The organism is Paucibacter sp. PLA-PC-4, from assembly GCF_026241155.1.
Taxonomy (GTDB): domain Bacteria; phylum Pseudomonadota; class Gammaproteobacteria; order Burkholderiales; family Burkholderiaceae_C; genus Roseateles_E.
In genome coordinates this window covers 63849-81571 of record NZ_JAPFGP010000005.1, presented here as the reverse complement: position 1 = coordinate 81571, position 17723 = coordinate 63849, and the positions used below count along the sequence as shown (strand labels likewise).

Genomic DNA, 17723 nt, shown 5'->3' with positions numbered 1-17723 from the left:
TGCCGATGGCGAATCGAGTCGGGCAGGGGTTTGCGAGCGCCAAGTTCTCGGCAAAGGTCAGGCCTTGCCGGGACCGTGGCAAGCACAGGCCTCGCCATGGGCGGCCGCCACCAGCTCTTCCAGGATGCCGCAGCCATGGGCGTCGTGATCGGCGTCGCAGCGGGCCTTCAGTGCCACCAGCTGCTTCTCCAGCGCCTGCATGCTGGCCAGGCGCGCCCGCACCTTGGCCAGTTGTGCCTCAACCAGGCCGTCGACGCTTGCGAGCTGGGCCGGGTCCTGGCTGTGCACGCTGGCCAGCAGCAGCGCCACATCGGCCAGCGACATGTCCAGCGCCCGGCAGTGGCGAATGAAGGCCAGGCGCTCCAGATGCGGCTGCGCATAGTCGCGATAGCCGTTTGCGCTTCGCGCCGGGCCGGGCAACAGGCCGCTCTTCTCGTAGAAGCGGATGGTCTCGATATCGACCCCGGTGGCCTGGCTGAGTGCTCCGATGCGCATGGCTGCAGATCCTTTCGCAGCCAGCATAGCTCGACTGTGAAGCGGCTACAGGCTTGCCGGCCGTGCTGTGGCGACGGGTTTACAAAGACAGGGACAGGATTGGACGGACAAGGGGTGCCGGCTCGCGCCATCCGCCTCTAAACTCGGTGCTGTATCGAGGGTCCGAGCATGAGTCTGTGCAGCCGACGTCGAAGTGCGTCAACCGCCACACCACCAACCCAGCTGGGCGGCAAGGCTCGCGGAGCATGAGCGGTCCAGCGGCCGGGCCGCCCCAGTCCCTGCAGGCGCTGCAGGCAGCCATTGCAGCGCTGGAGTCGCAGCGCGCCTTGCTGGGTGAAGCTGTGGTTGATGTCGCGGTGGCTGGTCTGCAGGCTCAGGCAAAGGCTTTGCAGGCCGGCGCTGCCGGCTGCGCGCCGGCGCAGACCCAGGCGTTGCGGCTGGTCAGCATCCTGTTCCTGGATGTGGTGGGCTCCACCGCGCTGGGCCAGCGGCTCGACCCGGAAGAAATCCACGCGGTGATGGATGGCGCGATGGCGCGCTTTACCGGCGTGGTGCGGGCCCATGGCGGCCGTGTCCTGCAGTACGCGGGCGACAACCTGCTGGCCGGCTTCGGCGCCGACGAGGTGCAGGAAGACGATGCCGAGCGTGCCGCGCGCTGCGGTCTGGCGCTGCTTGCCGCCGGTCGTAGCGTGGCGCAGCAGGTGCAGGACGAACATGGTCATCAAGGCTTTGACGTGCGGGTCGGCATTCATTCCGGCCAGGTGCTGCTGGGTGGCGGCGTCGACGCCGAGGGCACGATACGCGGCAGTGCGGTCAACATCGCTGCACGCATGGAGCAATGCGCGCCGCCCGGGGGGCTGCTGATCAGCGTGGACACCTACCGGCTGGTGCAGGACCGCTTCGATGTGCAACAGGGTCAGGCCTTGCACATCAAGGGCGTTGACGTGCCGATGCTCACGTTTCGGGTTGAGCGGGAGCGCCCGCGAAGCGCCCAGCAGGTGCGGCATGGCCTGGATGCCGTGAGCGCAGGCCTGGTGGGCCGCGACGCCGATCTAGCACGGATGCGGACCGCACTGGCCGTCGTGCAGGCCGGGCGGACCCAGCAACAAATCACCGTCATCGGCGAGGCTGGCCTGGGCAAGACGCGCTTGCTGGCTGAGTTTGAGGCGGGCTTGTCGACTCCGGGCCCAGGCGGCGGCCCGTTGCACGCCAGCGCCCATCCTCGGGGGCTGCATCAGCCTTATGGCGTGATCCGGGATCTGCTGTTCCGATGCTTCGATGTGCAGGACGGCGACCCCTTAGCGCTGGCCCAGGCAAAGCTGGCCGATGGCCTGGCGCCTTTGTTCGGCGAGCGCGCCGATGAACAGACCGCGCTGCTGGGCCAGCTGATCGGGCTGGACTACCGCGCCAGCCCTTTTATCGCCGGCATCCTGCAGGACGGTCGGCAGTTGCGGGCGCGCGGCCTGCATGCCTGGATCGAGTTCTTGCGCCTGTCCTGCGCGCGGCTGCCGCCCCCCGCCGTGCTGGTGCTGATGCTGGACGATCTGCACTGGGCCGATGAGGGCTCGCTCGATGCCATCGGGCACCTGAGCGCCGCTGGCAGCGAGCTGCCGCTGCTGATGCTGTGCGCCGCGCGGCCCGAGTTGCTGGAGCGGCGGCCCGGCTGGGCTGAGGCCTGGCCGGCGTGCACCCGCCTGGCGCTGGCGCCGCTGGACCTGACGGACCGCCAGACGCTGGCGTGCGCACTGCTGCGCCAGCTGGGCGAGCCGGCGGGGGCTGCCGCGCAGCAGTTGCAGCAGCTGCTGATTGAGCGCACCGACGGCAACCCCTTCCATATGGAGGCGCTGCTGCAGATGCTGGTGGACCAGGGCGTGCTGGATGCCTCCGCCGCGCCCTGGCGGCTGTCCTGCGAAGGCCTGCAGGTGCCTACCACGCTGGTTGGCGTACTGCAGGCCAGACTGGATGCGCTGCTGATGCCGCAGCGGCGCGCGCTGCAGCAGGCCAGCGTGATCGGCGCCGTGTTCTGGGACGAGGCGCTGGCCGCGCTCGACGGGCATGCGCCGCAAGCGCTGGGCGCGCTGAGCCAGCGCGGGCTGGTGCTGCCTCAGGACGGCGGCGCTTTCGCCGATGCGATGGAATTTGCCTTCCGGCATCACCTGCTGCATGACGTCACCTACGGCACCGTGCTCAAAAATGACCGGCGCGAGCAACACCGCTGCGCTGCGCTGTGGTTGGAGGCGCGCAGCGCGGGCCGGGCGGGCGAGTTCGCCGGCCTGATCGCCGAGCATTTCGAGCGCGCCGGCCTCCCGGACCGCGCCGCCGAACACTGGGCCCTGGCGGCCCAGGAAGCGGTCGCCCGCCATGCCGACAGCGCGGCGCTGGCCCATGCCGATCGCGCGCTGGCGCTGGATGTCGGCGCTGACCCGCAACGGCGCTTCGCGATGCTGCGCGTGTGCGTCCATGCGTGGTCGCGCCACGGCGATATGGCCGAGCACGAGCAGGCCATCGCGGCGCTGGAAGCCGAGGCGGATGCGCAGGATGACGAGGTGCTTCGGCTGATTGCCGCGCAAAGCCGCATGAACCGCCTGTGCCAGAACGGCGACTACGAGCAGGCCCATGCCCTGGGCCTGAGCCGCCTGGCCGCGGCCGCTGCGCTGGCCCCGGCCGAGGCGGCCAAGGTGCATAACGCCTTGATCATGGCGCTGGGCCGTCAGGGTCGCCATGGGGAGGCGCGCATGCATGCGCAGGCCGCGTTGACCCTCGCGCGCGCCTGCGCAGACGGCTACACCGAGGCCTCCGTGCTGAACAATCTGAGCGTCGGCCATTTAGCCGAACGCCGTTTTCAGCAGGCCTTCGCCAGTGGCGAGCAGGCGCTGTCCAAGTACCAGAGCATCGGCAGTCGCTACGGCGAGGCCATTGCCTTGCTGAATCTGGCCTACACCGCCCAGCAGTGCGGCATGGTGCAACAGGCCCGCGAGCAGCTTTGCAAGCTGCTGCAGCTCTGCGATGCCATTGATCACCGGCAGATCGGTGCGCAGGCGCGCTGCAATCTGGCCGGCGTGCTGGTCGATCTGGGGCAGGCGCAACAATCGCTGGACTATGCCCTCGACGGCATCCGCATGGCGCAGAAAATCGGCGACCGCTATATCCAATGCACCGGTCATGACGCCGCCTTTCAGGCTTGCTATCTGCTGGGTCGATGGCGCGAGGCCGTCGAGCATGGTCGGCTGGCGCAGGTGGGTCTTGCTGCCAGCGGCGAGCCGGCGCAGGCGCTGGCCTGCGAAGCCGGCGTCGCCTGCGCTTTGCAGCAGGCCGGTGACGCCAGCGGCGCGCGGGCCGGTGTCGAGGCCGTGCTGGCGGCGGTGGGCGGCCGCGGTGGCTGGCAGGACGACGAGGCGGACGCCGCCATCTGGTGCGCCCGCGTGCTGGCGCAGCAGCAGGATCCGCGTGACGCCCCATGCTTGGCCGCCACCCTGGCCGCCGCCCGGCGCGGGCTGACGGCGCAGGCGGCGATCTTCGAGGATCCGATCCAGCGTGCGCAGTTCCTGCAAGCGACGGCTCTGCGCCGCGAGTTGCAGCTGACCTGACGCGGCCTGACGCGACCGTTCACGGCACGACGCCGAGAGTAAGCCCGGCATCGGCCGAGCTCCTTTCTGTGGCATCGTCCCGGCCTATGAGCGAGATCCGTGCCCTGCTGCTGACCGACGTGGTGGACAGCACCCACCTGTCCACCCTGCTGGGTGACCATGACATGGCCCGGCTGTGGGCGGCGCACGACCGCGTGGCGCGCGATCTGCTGCCGCTGCATGGCGGCCGTGAGATCGACAAGACCGACGGCATGCTGCTGCTGTTTGAGCAGGTCGGCCAGGCGCTGGCCTATGCCCGCGCCTATCACGCGGCGCTGGCCGGCCTGCACATCCCGCTGAAGGCGCGCGCCGGCCTGCATGTGGGTCCGGTGATCCTGCGCGAGAACGCTCAAGACGATGTGGCGCGCGGCGCCAAGCCGCTGGAGGTCGAGGGCCTGGCCAAGCCGACCGCAGCGCGCGTGATGGCTCTGGCCCAGGGCGGGCAGACCCTGCTGAGCGCCGAGGCGCGGCAGGCGCTGGGCGAGCTCGCCGCCGGCCGCGTGCAGTCGCATGGCCATTGGCTGATGAAGGGCGTGGCCGAGCCGCTGGAGCTGTTCGAGGTTGTGGTGGCGGACGGGGGGGCGATTGCCGCGCCGCCCGATGGCGACAAGAGCTACCGCGTTGCCCGGGTCGGCGAGCGCTGGCTGCCGATCCGGCAGATCCCGAACAACCTGCCCGAGCAGCTGAGCTCCTTCATCGGCCGAGAGCGCGAGCTGGGCGAGATCAAGCAGCGCCTGCAGCAGACCCGCTTGCTGACCTTGCTGGGCATGGGCGGTCTGGGCAAGACGCGGCTGTCGCTGCAGGTCGCCAACGAGCTGCGCGCCGAGTTCCCCGATGGTGTCTGGTTCCTCGACCTGGCGCCGCTGCGCGATGGTGCCCTGGTGCTGGCCGAGGCCGCCCAGGTGCTGGGAGTGCGCGAGGAGCCGGGCCGGCCTTTGCTGCAGACGCTGACCGCGCATCTGAAAACGCGCCGCGCACTGATCGTGATGGACAACTGCGAGCACCTGCTGCAGGCCTGCGCGAGCCTGGCCCACGCGCTGCTGAAGGCGGCACCGGAGGTGCGCCTGCTCGCGTCCAGCCGCGAGGCGCTGCATGTGCCGGGCGAGCAGGCCTATCCGGTCCAGCCCCTGCCGTTGCCTGGGCGGGCTGCCGGGATCGCGGAGCTGGCGGCCTCGACGGCGGTGCGCCTGTTCGTCGCGCGGGCCCAGGCCCACAAGTTCGGCTTCGAGCTGACGCCCGAGCAGGCGCCGGCGATCGCCGAGCTGGTGACGCGGCTGGAAGGTATCCCGCTGGCGCTGGAGCTGGCGGCGGCGCGCGTGCGTCTGCTGAGCGTGGCCGACATCAACAAGCGCCTGAGCGACCGCTACAAGCTGCTGACCGGCGGCGACCGGGTGCTGCAGCAGCGCCAGCAGACGCTGCGCGCGCTGGTCGATTGGTCGCACGAGCTGCTGGGCGAGGCGGAGCAGCAGCTGTTCCGCCGCCTGGGCGTGTTTGCCAGCGGCTTCGACCTCGCCGCCGCTGAGCAGGTCTGCGCGCAGGCGCCGCTGGACAGCCTGGACGTGCTGGACCTGCTGGGTTCGCTGGTCGAGAAGTCATTGGTGCTGATGGATACGGCGCCCGACGGCGCACGCTATCGACTGCTGGAAACGCTGCGCGAGTACGCACGCGAGAAGCTGGTACAGGCCGGCGAGGAGGCGCTGTTGGAGGCTGCGCATTGCCAGCATTATTTCGGCGTGGCCAAGCAGATTCGCAACGGCATGCAGGGGCCGGAGCAGGGGCGGTGGGCCGAGTGTGGCGATGTGGAGCTGGACAATCTGCGCGCGGCTTTTCGGTTCGCGCTGCAGGCGCCGGATGAGATGGTTTTTGTCGCGGCCAAGATGGTGATTGCGCTGCAGAACTTCTGGATTCTGCGCGGCCATGTCAGCGAAGGGCGGGAGCAGGTGCGGGCCTTGCTCGGGGTGCCGCGCGTGCGGGCGGATGACTTCTTCCACGCGCATGCGCTGTATGTGGGGGCTTGTCTGGCCGATGCGCAAAGCGACCACGACGCGGCTCTGCGGCTGCTCGCCATCAGCCTGGAACTGCGCCGTCAGCTTAGCAACCCGGTCGACATTGCCGCGACCTTGTCCACGATGGCGGTATCGCGGCTGCGATCAGGGGACGCGGTCAGCGCGCTGGGTGCAGGCCTGGAAGCGCTGGCGCTGTTTGCCACGGCCGGCCACCGCGTCGGCGAGAGCATCGCCTTGCTACAGCTGGGCCAGATCGAGGCCTTTCGAGGTGAGGAAGCCCAGGCGCGTCGGCATTTGCAGGCAGCCTTGGCCCTGGCTCGCGAGCTGGCGCACCCCGAGACCGAAGCCGATGTCGAAGCATTGTTGGGCCAGATGGCGCTGGCTGCCGGTGATGCGGAGGCGGCGGGCCGGCATTTCGAGCGTGCACTGCAAATTTGTCGGGCGGCCGCAGACTTGCGTGGCCAGGCCAATGCCTTGGGCTGGCAGGGCCGGCTGGATTTGCTGGGCGGCCGGCCCGGGCCGGCCGCTGCCAAGCTGGGTGAGGCCTTGGTGGCCTTTGCCGCCTTCGAGATGCGCGAACATATGTTGACCTGCCTGGAGGAGCACGTCGAGCTGGCCCGGCAGCTGGGAGGCCGGGATGGGGCGTTGCGGCTGGCGGCGGCGGCCGAACAGCTGCGTGCCAATGCTCAGCTGAAACGCTCGGCAGCGGCCCAGCAGCGCTGGACGGCGTTGCTGCAGGATCTGCGCGGCAACGCAGGCCCGGCCTTCGACGTGCTGTGGCAGCAGGGGCAGGCCTGGAGTACCGAGCAGGCCCTGCGCCAGGCGCAGGCGCTGACGGCCTCCCCCAACTGCCGATAGCCGAGGGCTCAGCGTTGGCTGCGGCGGCGCTGCCGCGAGGCCAACGCTGCGGCACCCAGGGCGAGGCCACTGAGCAGCAGCGTTGCCGGTTCGGGTACCTGGTTGTTGGCATCGGTGCGTGCCAGTACGATCCCACCGTTCTCGCGCGTGATGCGGTAGCCTACATCGCGGCCGCTGGCATCGACGCCGAGCTTGCTCTGGCCCAGGTCGTCGCTGTGGAAGACGGTGATCTCAATGTCCTCGGTGCTGGCGAAGCCCAGCAGATTGACGCAGGGGGCACCGCAGCTCTCGCCAACGGCAATCGTGGGCATGTAGTAGTTGCCAATGCTCATCAGGTCGAAATACTTGCCCGGGGCGACGGCGCCACCGACGAAGTCATTGAAATAGCCGGTACCCACCGTGTTCAGACCGACGACGAAGCCATCCAGCACCCACAGGAAGTTGCTGCTCAAGGCCAGATTGACGGTCTCGAGATTGGCTGGGTTGGCGGTTTCGTAGATATTGAAGTCGAAGTTCACCGCCACCGGGCCGCCGCAACTCGCCACCGCGTTCACTAGCACCAGCCCAGCGGCATTGCCGGCACAGCTGTCGGCGACGTTGAAGCTGAAGGCGCCGCTGTACGAAACGCCAGGCAGCACGGGGCCGAAGGCGGGGTCGACATTGCCGGTGACGTAGCCCGCCTGCGCGGCGCCGAGCGCGCCCATACCCAGGCTCATTGCCAAGGCAGCGCGTGCCAAGCCCTTGCTGATCCTGCTGCTTCTCATGCTTCTCTCCCTGTTGATACGCGGTGCAAGCGGCCAGATGCCTGTTGATCCCGTGCGTGTGCCGAAACGACAAGACGCCGGGCCCTTGTGCGTGGGGAAGCATGCAAGCAAGAGCAATGCCTGACCCCGCAAACAAGCGCCTGAGGCTGGCGCGGCAAGGGCTCTGCTTCTGTGGGGCCAGGTCTTGCGCGGCCGAGCTGTCATTAATTCCGACTCAGGGATTGCCCTGGATCCGCTCGATCACGGCGCAGGCTTGAGTACGCTTTCGCCGACCGAACCGGTACCTGCAATGCCACCTTGTAGCGCCTGATGAGAGAGCGGCGACACCCGGGCTGCGCCCAGGCCACTGTTTCTCCGCAGCACCAATCAATGCGCAAGGAACCAAAAGAAAAGGCCCCGCGTTGCACGCGGAGCCCCTGCACCAAACCGTGCCGATGAATCTGTTTAATCGACGTTGCCGGTGATCAATCCGTCGGTCTTGGCTGGCGGGACGAAGTCTACGTTCCCCGTGACGAGGGCGCCGCCGCTCACATGCACCAGTTCGTCCAGGCCGAGTTCGCGAGGCAGTTCTTGCGGCGTCACGGGCGTGGTTGGCTTGGGTTCGATCATGATGAAGAAGCTCCCTTACTGAATGAAGTTGCTGTAGCAGGCAATGAGCCCGCTGAAATGCTCTGCGGGCCGGCCAACGTAGATCACGGCGTCGCCGGCCGCGGTATCAGATGCGCCGTCCGCAGGCCGCGCGCCGGCCGCGCTCAGAACAGCGCCGTCACCCGAACCGTGCCGTCCATGTGCTCGCTCCTGACCTGGCTGGCGCCCTGCCTGGCCAGGCGGATCATGTGCTCGTTGCTCGGCAGGATCTCGGCGACGAAGCCCAGCACGCCGGCGACTCGGGCATGGGCGGCCAGATGGTGCTGCAGCTGGGCGCCCAGGCCCGTGCCCTGCCAGTCGGGATGGACGATGAAGGCGGTCTCCGCCAGATTGGTGCTGGGGTCCAGCACATAGAGCGCATGGGCAACGACCTGGGGGTCCTCGCGGGGGCCGGTGACGGCCACCAGGGCTACTTCGGTCTCCCAGTTCACATTGCACAGGCGTTGCACATCAGCGATCGACAGGCCGCGGATCCGGCGGAAGAAGCGGGTGTAGACATCGCGCTCGGGCATGCGGTGGAACAGCGCGCGCACCGCGTCGCCATCGGCCGCGCCAGCCGGGCGCAGCAAGACCTGGCGCCGGTCCTTCAGCGTGATCTGTGCCTCCTCCTCGACCGCATAGGCGCGCAGATTGCGCAGCTGCTGCTCGGCCGGCAGATAGCCCAGCGTCTTCGCCTGCTCCAGCAGCGCGGCGCGGTGATCGGGATGGGCGATCTGTATCAGCGCCACGGCGCGTTCGCGGATGCTCTTGCCGAACAGGTAGGCGATGCCGTACTCGGTGATCACGTAGTGCACATCGCTGCGTGCGATCGCGACGCCCTCTCCGACCTGAAGCATGCCGCGGATCCGCGACATTTTGCCTTCTTCATCGGACGAGGCCAGGCAGATGATGGCCTTGCCGCCGACCGAGCGCGAGGCGCCCTGCAGGAACTCGGCCTGGGCCGCCAGGCCGCCGTAGAAATCGCCGCCGAACTGGTCGGCGCAGACCTGGCCCGTCAGATCCACCGCGAAGGCCTGGGTCACCGACACCATCTTGTGCTGCCGGGCGATAGTCCAGGCGTCGCAGACCGCCTCGATGGGCTGGAAGCTGAACAGCGGGTTGCGGTCGATCAGCTCGTACAGGCGCTGAGATCCCATCGCGAAGCTGCAGACGATCTTGCCGACCTGGTGGCTCTTCTTCTTGCCGGTCAGGATGCCGCGCTCCAGCAGCGGGATGATGGCGTCGGTGATGACGTCGGAGTGAATGCCCAGGTCCTGGCGATCGCTGAGATACTTCAAGGCCTCGTTGCTGAAGCGGCCCAGGCCGATCTGCAGGGTTGAGCCGTCGTCGATGATGCTGCCGATATAGCGGGCGATGCTCTCGACCACGGCGCCCGGCTGGGCCGGATGCCGGTACTCGATCACCGGCGTGTCGACCGGCACCAGATGGTCGATCTCGCCGATGTGCAGCATCGAGTCGCCCAGCGTGCGCGGCATCTGTGGATTGAGCTCGGCGATCACGAGGCGCGCGCGCGCCACGGCGGCCGGAATCACATCGACCGACAGGCCCAGGCTGACATAGCCGAACTCGTCGGGCAGCGAGACCTGGATCAGGGCCACATCGACCGGGATGCGGCCGATCGCCATCAGCTGGGGCACTCGGGCCAGCGAGATCGGCACATAGTCGGCCAGGCCCTGGCGTACCGCGGCGCGCATGTCCTGGCCGACGAAGAAGCTGCGGTGCCGAAAGCGCGTCTGCGGCTGGCCGGCCGCATCGTGGGCGACCGCATGGTCGGTCAGAAAGTGCAGCAACTCGACATCGGCGGGCGTCGGCCGGTGCGCCTCCAGCGCCGCCACCAGGCTGCGCGGTGTCGCGCAGGCCGTGCCGACGAAGACGTGCTCGCCGGGGCGAATATGGGCCACCGCCTCGGCGGCGCTGCAGATCTTGTCGGCGCAGGCCTGCAGGCGCGGATCCAGCGCGGCGGGCGCGTCGGCGCTGGCCGCGCGGCGCTGGCTCCATCGGGTGATCAGACCTTGCAGCAGCGCGCGCGCTTGGTTCATGGCAATCCTCGGGGTCAGTCGTCGCCGGCCGGCACGGGGGCGGTCCCATCGAGCACCTCGCAGGCATGGGCATAGCCCTGCGCGACGATGTGCTCGAAGCGTTTCCACTGCAGCATGCCGACCCGGTCCAGTGGCGGGTTCATATAGACATCGGTCAGCTTGCGAGCCTGGCGCTGGCGCGAGACGCTGTAGAGCACGGTAACGTTCATCAGAAAGGCCGTCAGCGAGGGCAGGCGGTAGCGGCGCTGGGCGCGCGGGCGCAGTCTGTCGCGCAGTAGCGCCCAGGTGCCCGGCACCTCCTCATGGTTGATGCGGCGAGGCTTGCGAAAGCTCAGGTCCACGCCGATCACGCGACCGACGCCGCGCATGCCGCGCATCACGTCGACGGGGAAGTTGTTGAAGGTGCCGCCGTCGCACATCAGATCACCGTCGATGATCATTGGCGGCAGCGCGCCGGGGATGGCAATGCTGGCCAGGATGGCATTGCGCATCGGACCGCGGCGCACGATGTGCTCGCTGGCCTTCGAGTAGTTGGTGGCGACGCAGAAATAGGTCTTCCAGACATCCTCGACCCTGACATCGTTCTGGCCCGTCAGCTCGCGCAGCGCGGTCTCGACCAGGCCGCTCAGGCGCCGACCCTTGATCAGCGAGAGCAGGGGGATCAGGTTGAAGTCGCTGGTGGGCTTGGCCGAGAAGACCTTGCGCGCGTTGGCCAGCACCGCCTCGAAACCCCGGTCGGTGGCCACATAGCCGGCCATCACCGAGCCGATGCTGGTGCCGCCCACCACATCGATCTCGATGCCTCGCTCCTGCAGCGCCCGGTAGACACCGAGGTGGGCGATGCCGCGCGCGCCGCCGCCGGCCAGCACCAGGCCCACCGCCGTGCGGCTGATCAGGCGCGCCATCCGGGCCATATCGCGCGTTAGCGCGGGGCGGATGTGCAGATGATCGCTCAGCGGCCGGCGCTCCAGCCAGGCGGCCGTGCCAGCGGGCGAGAGCCGCTCGGCCGGGTGCAGCAGCACCAGGATCTCGGCCGCATCGGTGCGCGGCGGGCGCCGCACCAGGCACTCCGCCTCGATGGGGTGGATCAGCGGCGGCGCATCGGCGTCGGCCAGCAGGTAGAGCTCGTCGCAATGGCGGCTGCAGCGATAGGTCCAGGAGGTCGGCGTGGCGTCGCCGAGCAGCAGCACGAAGTCGTGCTCGGCCTCGATCTCGTCGAGCCGAACCGCGATGCTGCGGTCGGCTTCGGCATCGCCTTGCTCGCGGTGGGTAATGCCGGGCAGGCCCAGGTCGGCGTCCAGCAGGTCTGCATCGACCACGGCCACCCGGCCGATGCTGCGCAACTGCTCGGCAAGCGCGCTCGCAAACGTGCCGAGATCGACACCGGCGCTGACCGGCAGCAGGCCGATGGTCACCGGACGATCCATCGAGGAGCGCGCGCCCTCGGTCTGCAGCCGCTTGATGATCTGCCGGGTCAGCGCGATCGAGACCTGGCCGCTGAGTGCCAGCAGCTGCCTGAACTCGGCCTTGCCCAGGCGCACCAGCACGGTGTCGCGGATCGCCACCAGGGTGGCAGATCGCGGCTCGTCGGTGTAGAGGCTCATCTCGCCGACCATCTGGCCTCGACTGATCTCGCGCACCATGCGCTGGCGGCCATCCTCGTCGTTGATATAAGTGCGCAGCCGACCGCTGACGGTCAGGTACATCGCGTCGCCGGGTTCGCCCTGGCTCATCAGGGTCTGGCCGCCGGCCAGCTCCACCCATTGCAGATGCTCAAGCAGCAAGGCCATTGCATCCGGCTCGATGTCGCCGAGAAAGCTGTGCAGATGGCGCATCAGCAGGTCGTCGAGGTACTGCGCGCGAACAAATGCCTTGTTCATGGTGCCTGAGGTTTTTTTCTATTGGTTATGCGGCTTGTGCGATGCAATGTAACCGAGGGTCGGCGGCCACGCCGGCGCAGTTCTGCAGAATGGCGGCTTTGCACTTCGGTTCGAGCCCGCGCCCCTCCCATGAGCCTGCAATACCTGACCCTGCCCGTGACCGCCTTCCAGCAGAACTGCTCCCTCGTCTGGTGCGATGCCAGCCGCGAGGCAGCGGTGATCGATCCCGGGGGCGAGCTGCCGCGTCTGCTGGCTGCGGTGCGCGAGCATGACCTGACCCTGAAGGCGATCTGGCTGACCCACGCCCATATCGACCATGCCGGCGGCACCGGCGAGCTGGCACGCAGCCAGAGCCTGCCCATCATCGGGCCGCACCCGGGCGATCAGTTCTGGATTGACGGCCTGCCGCAGCAGAGCCAGATGTTTGGGTTCCCGCCGGCCGAGCCCTTCACCCCGACGCGCTGGCTGGCCGATGGCGACACAGTCGGCATCGGCCATGAGACCTTGCAGGTGCGGCATTGCCCGGGCCACACACCGGGCCATGTGGTGTTCCACTCGGCGGCGGCCAAGCGCTGCTTTGTCGGCGATGTGCTGTTTGCCGGCAGCATCGGTCGCACCGACTTCCCCGGCGGCGACCACGCCACGTTGATTGCCTCGATCACCGAGCGGCTGTGGCCCATGGGTGACGACACCGTCTTCATCCCCGGCCACGGCCCGCAGAGCAGCTTCGGCCATGAGCGCCGCAGCAACCCTTATGTTAGGGATGACAGGTGAATACTTCACAAATGCGGGCGCCAAGATTCACCGCCGCCGCACAAGACCTGGCCCTAAGCTTCTGATCACGCCGTCATCACTCGGTGGCGCTTCAGGGAGCTCAGTAATGAATGCAATCGAATTGGCCACCGTTTCCGCCGTTGCCCGCCGCACGGCTGTTCCCGAGCGCCGCCGCGCTGCTTCGCTGAGCAGCCACTGGCTCGGCCTGGTGCTGGAGGAGCTGGACTATGGCGTGCTGCTATTGAACCAGCGCGGCGAGCTGCTGCACAGCAATCGTGCGGCCCGACTGGCGATGGATGCCCGGCATCCGCTGCAGCTGCTGGGCGGGCAGTTGCGGGCGCGCTGCGCCAAGGATGTCAAACCGCTGTTCGAGGCGCTGGCCCATGCCGAACGCGAGGGCCGGCGCTGCTTGCTGCGCCTGGGCGAAGGGGCCGAGCAGGCCAATGTGGTGGTGGTGCCGCTGAACCGCGATGTCGAGCAAGCGGCGGTGCTGCTGGTGCTGGAGCGGCGCGAGCTGTGCGGCGCACTGGCGGCGCAGTGGTTCGCGCTGCGTTACGGCCTGACTCCAGCCGAGACCGAGGTGCTGAAGGCGCTCAGCGACGGCGCTGAGCCCAGCAGCGTGGCCCAGGCACAGGGCGTGGCGATCTCGACTGTGCGCACCCAGATCCAGAGCATCCGGGCCAAATCCGGTGCACCCAGCATCCGCGAGCTGCTGCGCCAACTGGCGGTGCTGCCGCCGCTGATGTCGGCGCTGTACAACTGAGACTGACGGCCCGGGCCTACATCCCGTAACATCTGGCGTAGGAGGCGTGGCTTGGTGCCACGCAAGCCGCGCCGCATGGAAAGCAGCACCGTTCTTGCGCAGATCTTCGAGCCCGCGTTGGCCGATCTGCCGCCCACGCTGGCGGGATTGGCCGCGCGCGGCGTGGTTCGCAGTTACCGTCGTGGCACCGTGCTGATCGAGGAAGGCACGCAGGGCGACAGCCTCTATCTGGTGTTGTCGGGCCGCTTGCGAGCCTATGGCTGCGATGCCCGTGGCCGCGAGATCACCTACAGCGTCTACGGGGTCGGCGACTATGTCGGCGAGATGAGCCTGGACGGCGGGCCGCGCGCGGCCAGCGTCATCACCGAGGAAACCAGCCGCTGCGTGCTGCTGACGCGCGAGAGCATCCTGGCCCATATCGCCGCGCATCCCGAGTTCGCGCTTGAACTGCTGAGCAAGGTGATCCGCTTGGCCCGCGCTGCGACGCTGTCGGCCAAGCAGATGGCGCTGCACGATGTCTATGGCCGGCTCAAGGCGCTGCTGGAGAGCGGACCCCAGGAGCGGCTGACCCATCAGGCGATGGCGCAGCGCCTGGGCTGCTCCCGTGAAATGGTGTCCAAGCTGATGAAAGACCTGGAGCTGGGCGGCTACGTGGTGCGCAGCTCGGCCGGGCGCTACGAGCTGCGCAAGGCGCTGCCGGCGCGCTGGTGAGGCGCCGGCCAGGCGCTTCAGGAGCGTTTGCGCAGCGGCGGGGCTACCTCGAACTGCTTCGCTGGCTTCTCGGCCCGCGCATACAGGCCTTCAACCTTGGGGATATTGGCCTCGATATCGCGGATGCGGGTCGGACCGGCGGGGTGGGTGGATAGCCATTGCGGCGGCGCGCCTTCGCTGGCCTTGCCCATCTTCTGCCACAGGCTGACGCCGGCTTCGGGCCGGTAGCCGGCCCTTGCGCCAAGCTCCAGGCCCACCAGATCGGCCTCGGTCTCGTCCTCGCGGCTGAACTTCAGGGTCAGCAGCTGACCCCCCATATTCAGCAAGGTGTCGCCGACATTTCCCAGGCCCAGCAGGCTGGACAGCAGGCCGGCGCCGACCCGGGTGGCCGTGGTCTTGGCCATGCGCTCGCGCGCATGTTCGCGCAGCGCGTGTGCGATTTCATGGCCCATGATGGCTGCGACCTCGTCGTCATCGAGCTTGAGTTTCTCAAGGATGCCGTAATAGAAGGCGATCTTGCCGCCCGGCATACAGAAGGCGTTGAGCTGCTCGCTGCCGAGTAGATTGACCTCCCAGCGCCACTGCCGCGCGCGAGCGTTCCAGCCATACGACTGCGGCACGATGCGCTCGGCGATCGCGCGCAGGCGCAGCAACTGCGGGTGGTTGGCCGGCGCCAGCACGCCCTTTTGCTTGGCCTCAGCCATCATCTGTTGGTACTGCTGGGCGCCGGCGTTCTCGACCTGTTCGGCCGGCACCAGGCTGGTCAGCTTGCTCTGCTTGCCGACGTTGACGCCCTCCTGGGCCCAGGCGGGCACGCCGGCCAGCGCTGCGCCGCCGGCCAGCAGGCCGGTGAACAGCCGGCGCTGCGGCAGGGCCGGCTCATCGTCCCCGCAGGCGCGGCAGTCGCAGCGGCCAAAGCCGTAGTGCGGCGCGCTGGGCAGATGAGGATTCTCAAGAACCTGAAAGTGGGTGTGTTCAGCCATAGGGGCTATTTTGGGACAGATTCCGATTTGTCCATGGCCGAGCCTGGTGATGCCCGCTGAAGGACAATCAGGCGATGTTCAGCACACCCCCTTCCGCCGCCGGTTTCGACAGCCAGCAATTCCGCTCGGCCTTGGGCATGTTCGCCACCGGCGTCACCATCGTCACTGCGCGCGCCGATGACGGCAGCTTGGTGGGGCTGACCGCCAACTCCTTCAACTCGGTGTCGCTGGCGCCGCCGCTGGTGCTGTGGAGCCTGGCGATGAAGGCGGGCTCAATGCCGGTGTTCAGCCGCGGCTCGCACTACGCGATCAATATCTTGGCGGCCGACCAAAAAGCCCTGGCCCAGCGCTTCGCGACCCGGGATATCGACCGCTTCGCCGGCGTTTCCTGGCGCGAGGGCGCCGGCGGCGCGCCGGTGCTGGAGGGCGTCGCGGCGGTGTTCGAGTGCGCCAACCGCAGCCAGTACCGGGAAGGCGACCATGTGATATTCGTCGGCGAGGTGGAGAGCTGCCACTGGGCGCCGAACGCCCAGCCGCTGATCTTCCACGGCGGGCGCTACTACACCGAGCTGCCGATCTAGCTAGACATGCAGCAGTCGGCCGCCGCCAAAGGACCAGTTCTCCCAGTTGGTTTCTACAAAGCCGACCATCACCTGCTCGGTGTCGATGCCGGCTTCGGCAAGATCTCCCATCAGTTGCTGCAGCAGCTTTTTCTTGACCTTGACGCTGCGTCCGACCGACCAGAGGATCTCGATCAGCACGAAGTCGGCGCCGCGATCGGCCTGCAGGTCGGGGTAGCGCGGATCGATGCGCAGATCCTCGGCCGGCAGCTCCAGCACGCGCTGGAAGCGGTCGGTGGCCGGCACGCCGGAGGAGACCAAGGCGGCATGGACCGCGTCGAGCACGGTGTTCTTGAAGCTCGCCGGCTTGGGCTGGCGGACGGTGACGGTGACCAGGGGCATGGCGTGACCTTTCAGTAGTAGCGAGACAGGGGAAGGCGCGCCCAGCGCGCCTCAGCCTTCTCGGCCCAGGCTAGGAACCAGCGATCCAGCAGCGGACGGGCCGGGCCCGTGGTCGACGGGGACTGGGTCGCGGGCATGGGGGTCGTGCGTGGGCGTAGCGGCAAGATCGTGCTCATCGGGTCCTCCTGGGGCGATCCAGCGCGGATTGCGTGGGATGGTCTGGATGCTATGTTTGCGTTCTCGCACGGACAATGGCTGAATGTGCAGACTGAACTTGCAAATTTGCACATGTCTACCCCCTCGACCGAACATCCCGCCGAATCCTTGAACTGGGACGATCTGCGCTACGCGCTGGCGATTGCCGAAGCCGGCTCGCTGGCTGGTGCGGCCCGCGCCCTGGGTGTGCAGCACACCACGGTGCTGCGCCGCCTCGATGCTCTGGAGCAGCGCCTCGGCGCGCGCCTGTTTGAGCGCCACCGCCAGGGCTACCGTCCCACCGAGGCCGGCGAGCTGATGTCGGCCCAGGCGCGTGCGATGGCGCCCGGCGTGGCCGAGCTGCAGCGCCGCATACTTGGCCGCGATACCGCGCTGCAAGGCCAGCTGCGCCTGAGCACCGCCTTTGTCGCGATGCTTTATCTGCTGCCGGGACCGCTGGCGGCGTTCGCGCGTGCACACCCAGGTATCGCCGTCGAGATCAGCGAGAGCTCGGCCCTGGTCGACTTGTCGCGCCGCGATGCCGATGTCGCGCTGCGCATGAGCGCCCAGGTGCCCGAGCACCTGGTCGGACGCCGGCTCGGCGAGATGCGCATGCGCATCTACGCGGCGCGCGGCGCGGCCGATCTGCCGCAGGCCGAGACGCCGGTGCCGCAGCTGTGCCAAGACTACCCCTGGATAGGCTATGAGCGCGACCGCAGCTCGCGTTTTTATGACCGCTGGCTGCGCCGCCATGTGGCGGACGAGCGCATCGTGATGCGGGCCGACCTGATGCAGTCGGCCGCCGCGATGGCCCGCACCGGCCTGGGCCTGGCCCTGCTGCCGACGCTGGCCGAGGCCCATGAGCCTGAGCTCATGCCCGTCTCCGCGGTGTTGCCCGACATGAGCATCCCGGTCTGGCTGCTGACCCATCCGGACCTGCGCGATACCGCCCGGGTGCGGGCTTTCATGCGGCAGCTGGGCGGGGATCTGGCCGAGCGACTGGCTGATGCACCCTGAAG

At 68.3% G+C, this 17723-nt stretch carries 15 protein-coding genes; 7 read left to right on the top strand and 8 right to left on the bottom strand.

Annotated features, from left to right (window positions below):
* Window positions 1–57: 57 nt before the first annotated feature.
* Window positions 58–495 carry a Cd(II)/Pb(II)-responsive transcriptional regulator gene (locus OOZ63_RS09455; protein WP_266005190.1) on the bottom strand — a complete coding sequence of 146 codons (438 nt, stop codon included), beginning with the start codon at window positions 493–495 and terminating at the stop codon, window positions 58–60.
* 245 nt (window positions 496–740) lie between these two features.
* Here OOZ63_RS09455 and OOZ63_RS09450 point away from each other — a divergent pair, with 245 nt between their 5' ends.
* Together OOZ63_RS09450 and OOZ63_RS09445 are read left to right on the top strand one after the other, a co-directional pair.
* A complete protein-coding gene (locus OOZ63_RS09450) occupies window positions 741–4082 on the top strand; it encodes an ATP-binding protein (protein ID WP_266005189.1) in 3342 nt (1113 codons plus the stop codon).
* Window positions 4083–4168: 86 nt separating this feature from the next.
* Entirely contained in the window at window positions 4169–6985 is a 2817-nt protein-coding gene (locus OOZ63_RS09445; protein ID WP_266005188.1) for an ATP-binding protein, read from the top strand.
* An 8-nt stretch (window positions 6986–6993) separates the two neighbouring features.
* On the opposite strand, the gene OOZ63_RS09440 is transcribed toward OOZ63_RS09445, so the two are convergent.
* The 4 genes from OOZ63_RS09440 to OOZ63_RS09425 all read right to left on the bottom strand — a co-directional run bounded on the left by OOZ63_RS09440 (window position 6994) and on the right by OOZ63_RS09425 (window position 12316).
* Window positions 6994–7749, bottom strand: a complete 756-nt coding sequence (locus OOZ63_RS09440) for a PEP-CTERM sorting domain-containing protein (protein WP_266005187.1) — start codon at window positions 7747–7749, stop codon at window positions 6994–6996.
* A gap of 444 nt (window positions 7750–8193) precedes the next feature.
* Window positions 8194–8358 (bottom strand): hypothetical protein, encoded by a 165-nt coding sequence (locus OOZ63_RS09435; RefSeq protein ID WP_266005186.1) that lies wholly within the window; start codon window positions 8356–8358, stop codon window positions 8194–8196.
* A gap of 143 nt (window positions 8359–8501) precedes the next feature.
* On the bottom strand, window positions 8502–10436 hold the full coding sequence (locus OOZ63_RS09430) for a bifunctional acetyl-CoA hydrolase/transferase family protein/GNAT family N-acetyltransferase (protein WP_266005185.1): 1935 nt from the start codon (window positions 10434–10436) through the stop codon (window positions 8502–8504).
* Between the two features lie 14 nt (window positions 10437–10450).
* On the bottom strand, window positions 10451–12316 hold the full coding sequence (locus OOZ63_RS09425) for a patatin-like phospholipase family protein (protein WP_266005184.1): 1866 nt from the start codon (window positions 12314–12316) through the stop codon (window positions 10451–10453).
* Between the two features lie 129 nt (window positions 12317–12445).
* On the opposite strand from OOZ63_RS09425, the gene OOZ63_RS09420 reads away from it, so the two are divergent.
* From OOZ63_RS09420 to OOZ63_RS09410, 3 genes are all read left to right on the top strand, one after another.
* Complete coding sequence (locus OOZ63_RS09420) at window positions 12446–13090, top strand: MBL fold metallo-hydrolase (protein ID WP_323055737.1); 645 nt, start codon at window positions 12446–12448, stop codon at window positions 13088–13090.
* Window positions 13091–13196: 106 nt separating this feature from the next.
* A complete protein-coding gene (locus tag OOZ63_RS09415) occupies window positions 13197–13853 on the top strand; it encodes a helix-turn-helix transcriptional regulator (RefSeq protein ID WP_266005183.1) in 657 nt (218 codons plus the stop codon).
* Between the two features lie 75 nt (window positions 13854–13928).
* On the top strand, window positions 13929–14564 hold the full coding sequence (locus OOZ63_RS09410; RefSeq protein WP_266005182.1) for a Crp/Fnr family transcriptional regulator: 636 nt from the start codon (window positions 13929–13931) through the stop codon (window positions 14562–14564).
* Window positions 14565–14581: 17 nt separating this feature from the next.
* Here OOZ63_RS09410 and OOZ63_RS09405 read toward each other — a convergent pair whose 3' ends face one another.
* Entirely contained in the window at window positions 14582–15547 is a 966-nt protein-coding gene (locus OOZ63_RS09405; RefSeq protein ID WP_266005181.1) for a M48 family metallopeptidase, read from the bottom strand.
* A gap of 74 nt (window positions 15548–15621) precedes the next feature.
* Between OOZ63_RS09405 and OOZ63_RS09400 the strand changes: the two genes are divergently transcribed.
* Window positions 15622–16128, top strand: coding sequence for a flavin reductase family protein (locus OOZ63_RS09400; protein ID WP_266005180.1), 507 nt, complete (start codon window positions 15622–15624; stop codon window positions 16126–16128).
* On the opposite strand, the gene OOZ63_RS09395 is transcribed toward OOZ63_RS09400, so the two are convergent.
* The gene (locus OOZ63_RS09395; protein WP_266005179.1) at window positions 16129–16509 is read right to left on the bottom strand and encodes a tautomerase family protein; all 381 of its coding nucleotides are present in this window, start codon (window positions 16507–16509) and stop codon (window positions 16129–16131) included.
* Window positions 16510–16520: 11 nt separating this feature from the next.
* Window positions 16521–16685, bottom strand: a complete 165-nt coding sequence (locus tag OOZ63_RS09390) for a hypothetical protein (RefSeq protein WP_266005178.1) — start codon at window positions 16683–16685, stop codon at window positions 16521–16523.
* A 112-nt stretch (window positions 16686–16797) separates the two neighbouring features.
* Between OOZ63_RS09390 and OOZ63_RS09385 the strand changes: the two genes are divergently transcribed.
* Entirely contained in the window at window positions 16798–17721 is a 924-nt protein-coding gene (locus OOZ63_RS09385; protein ID WP_266005177.1) for a LysR family transcriptional regulator, read from the top strand.
* Window positions 17722–17723 lie beyond the last annotated feature (2 nt).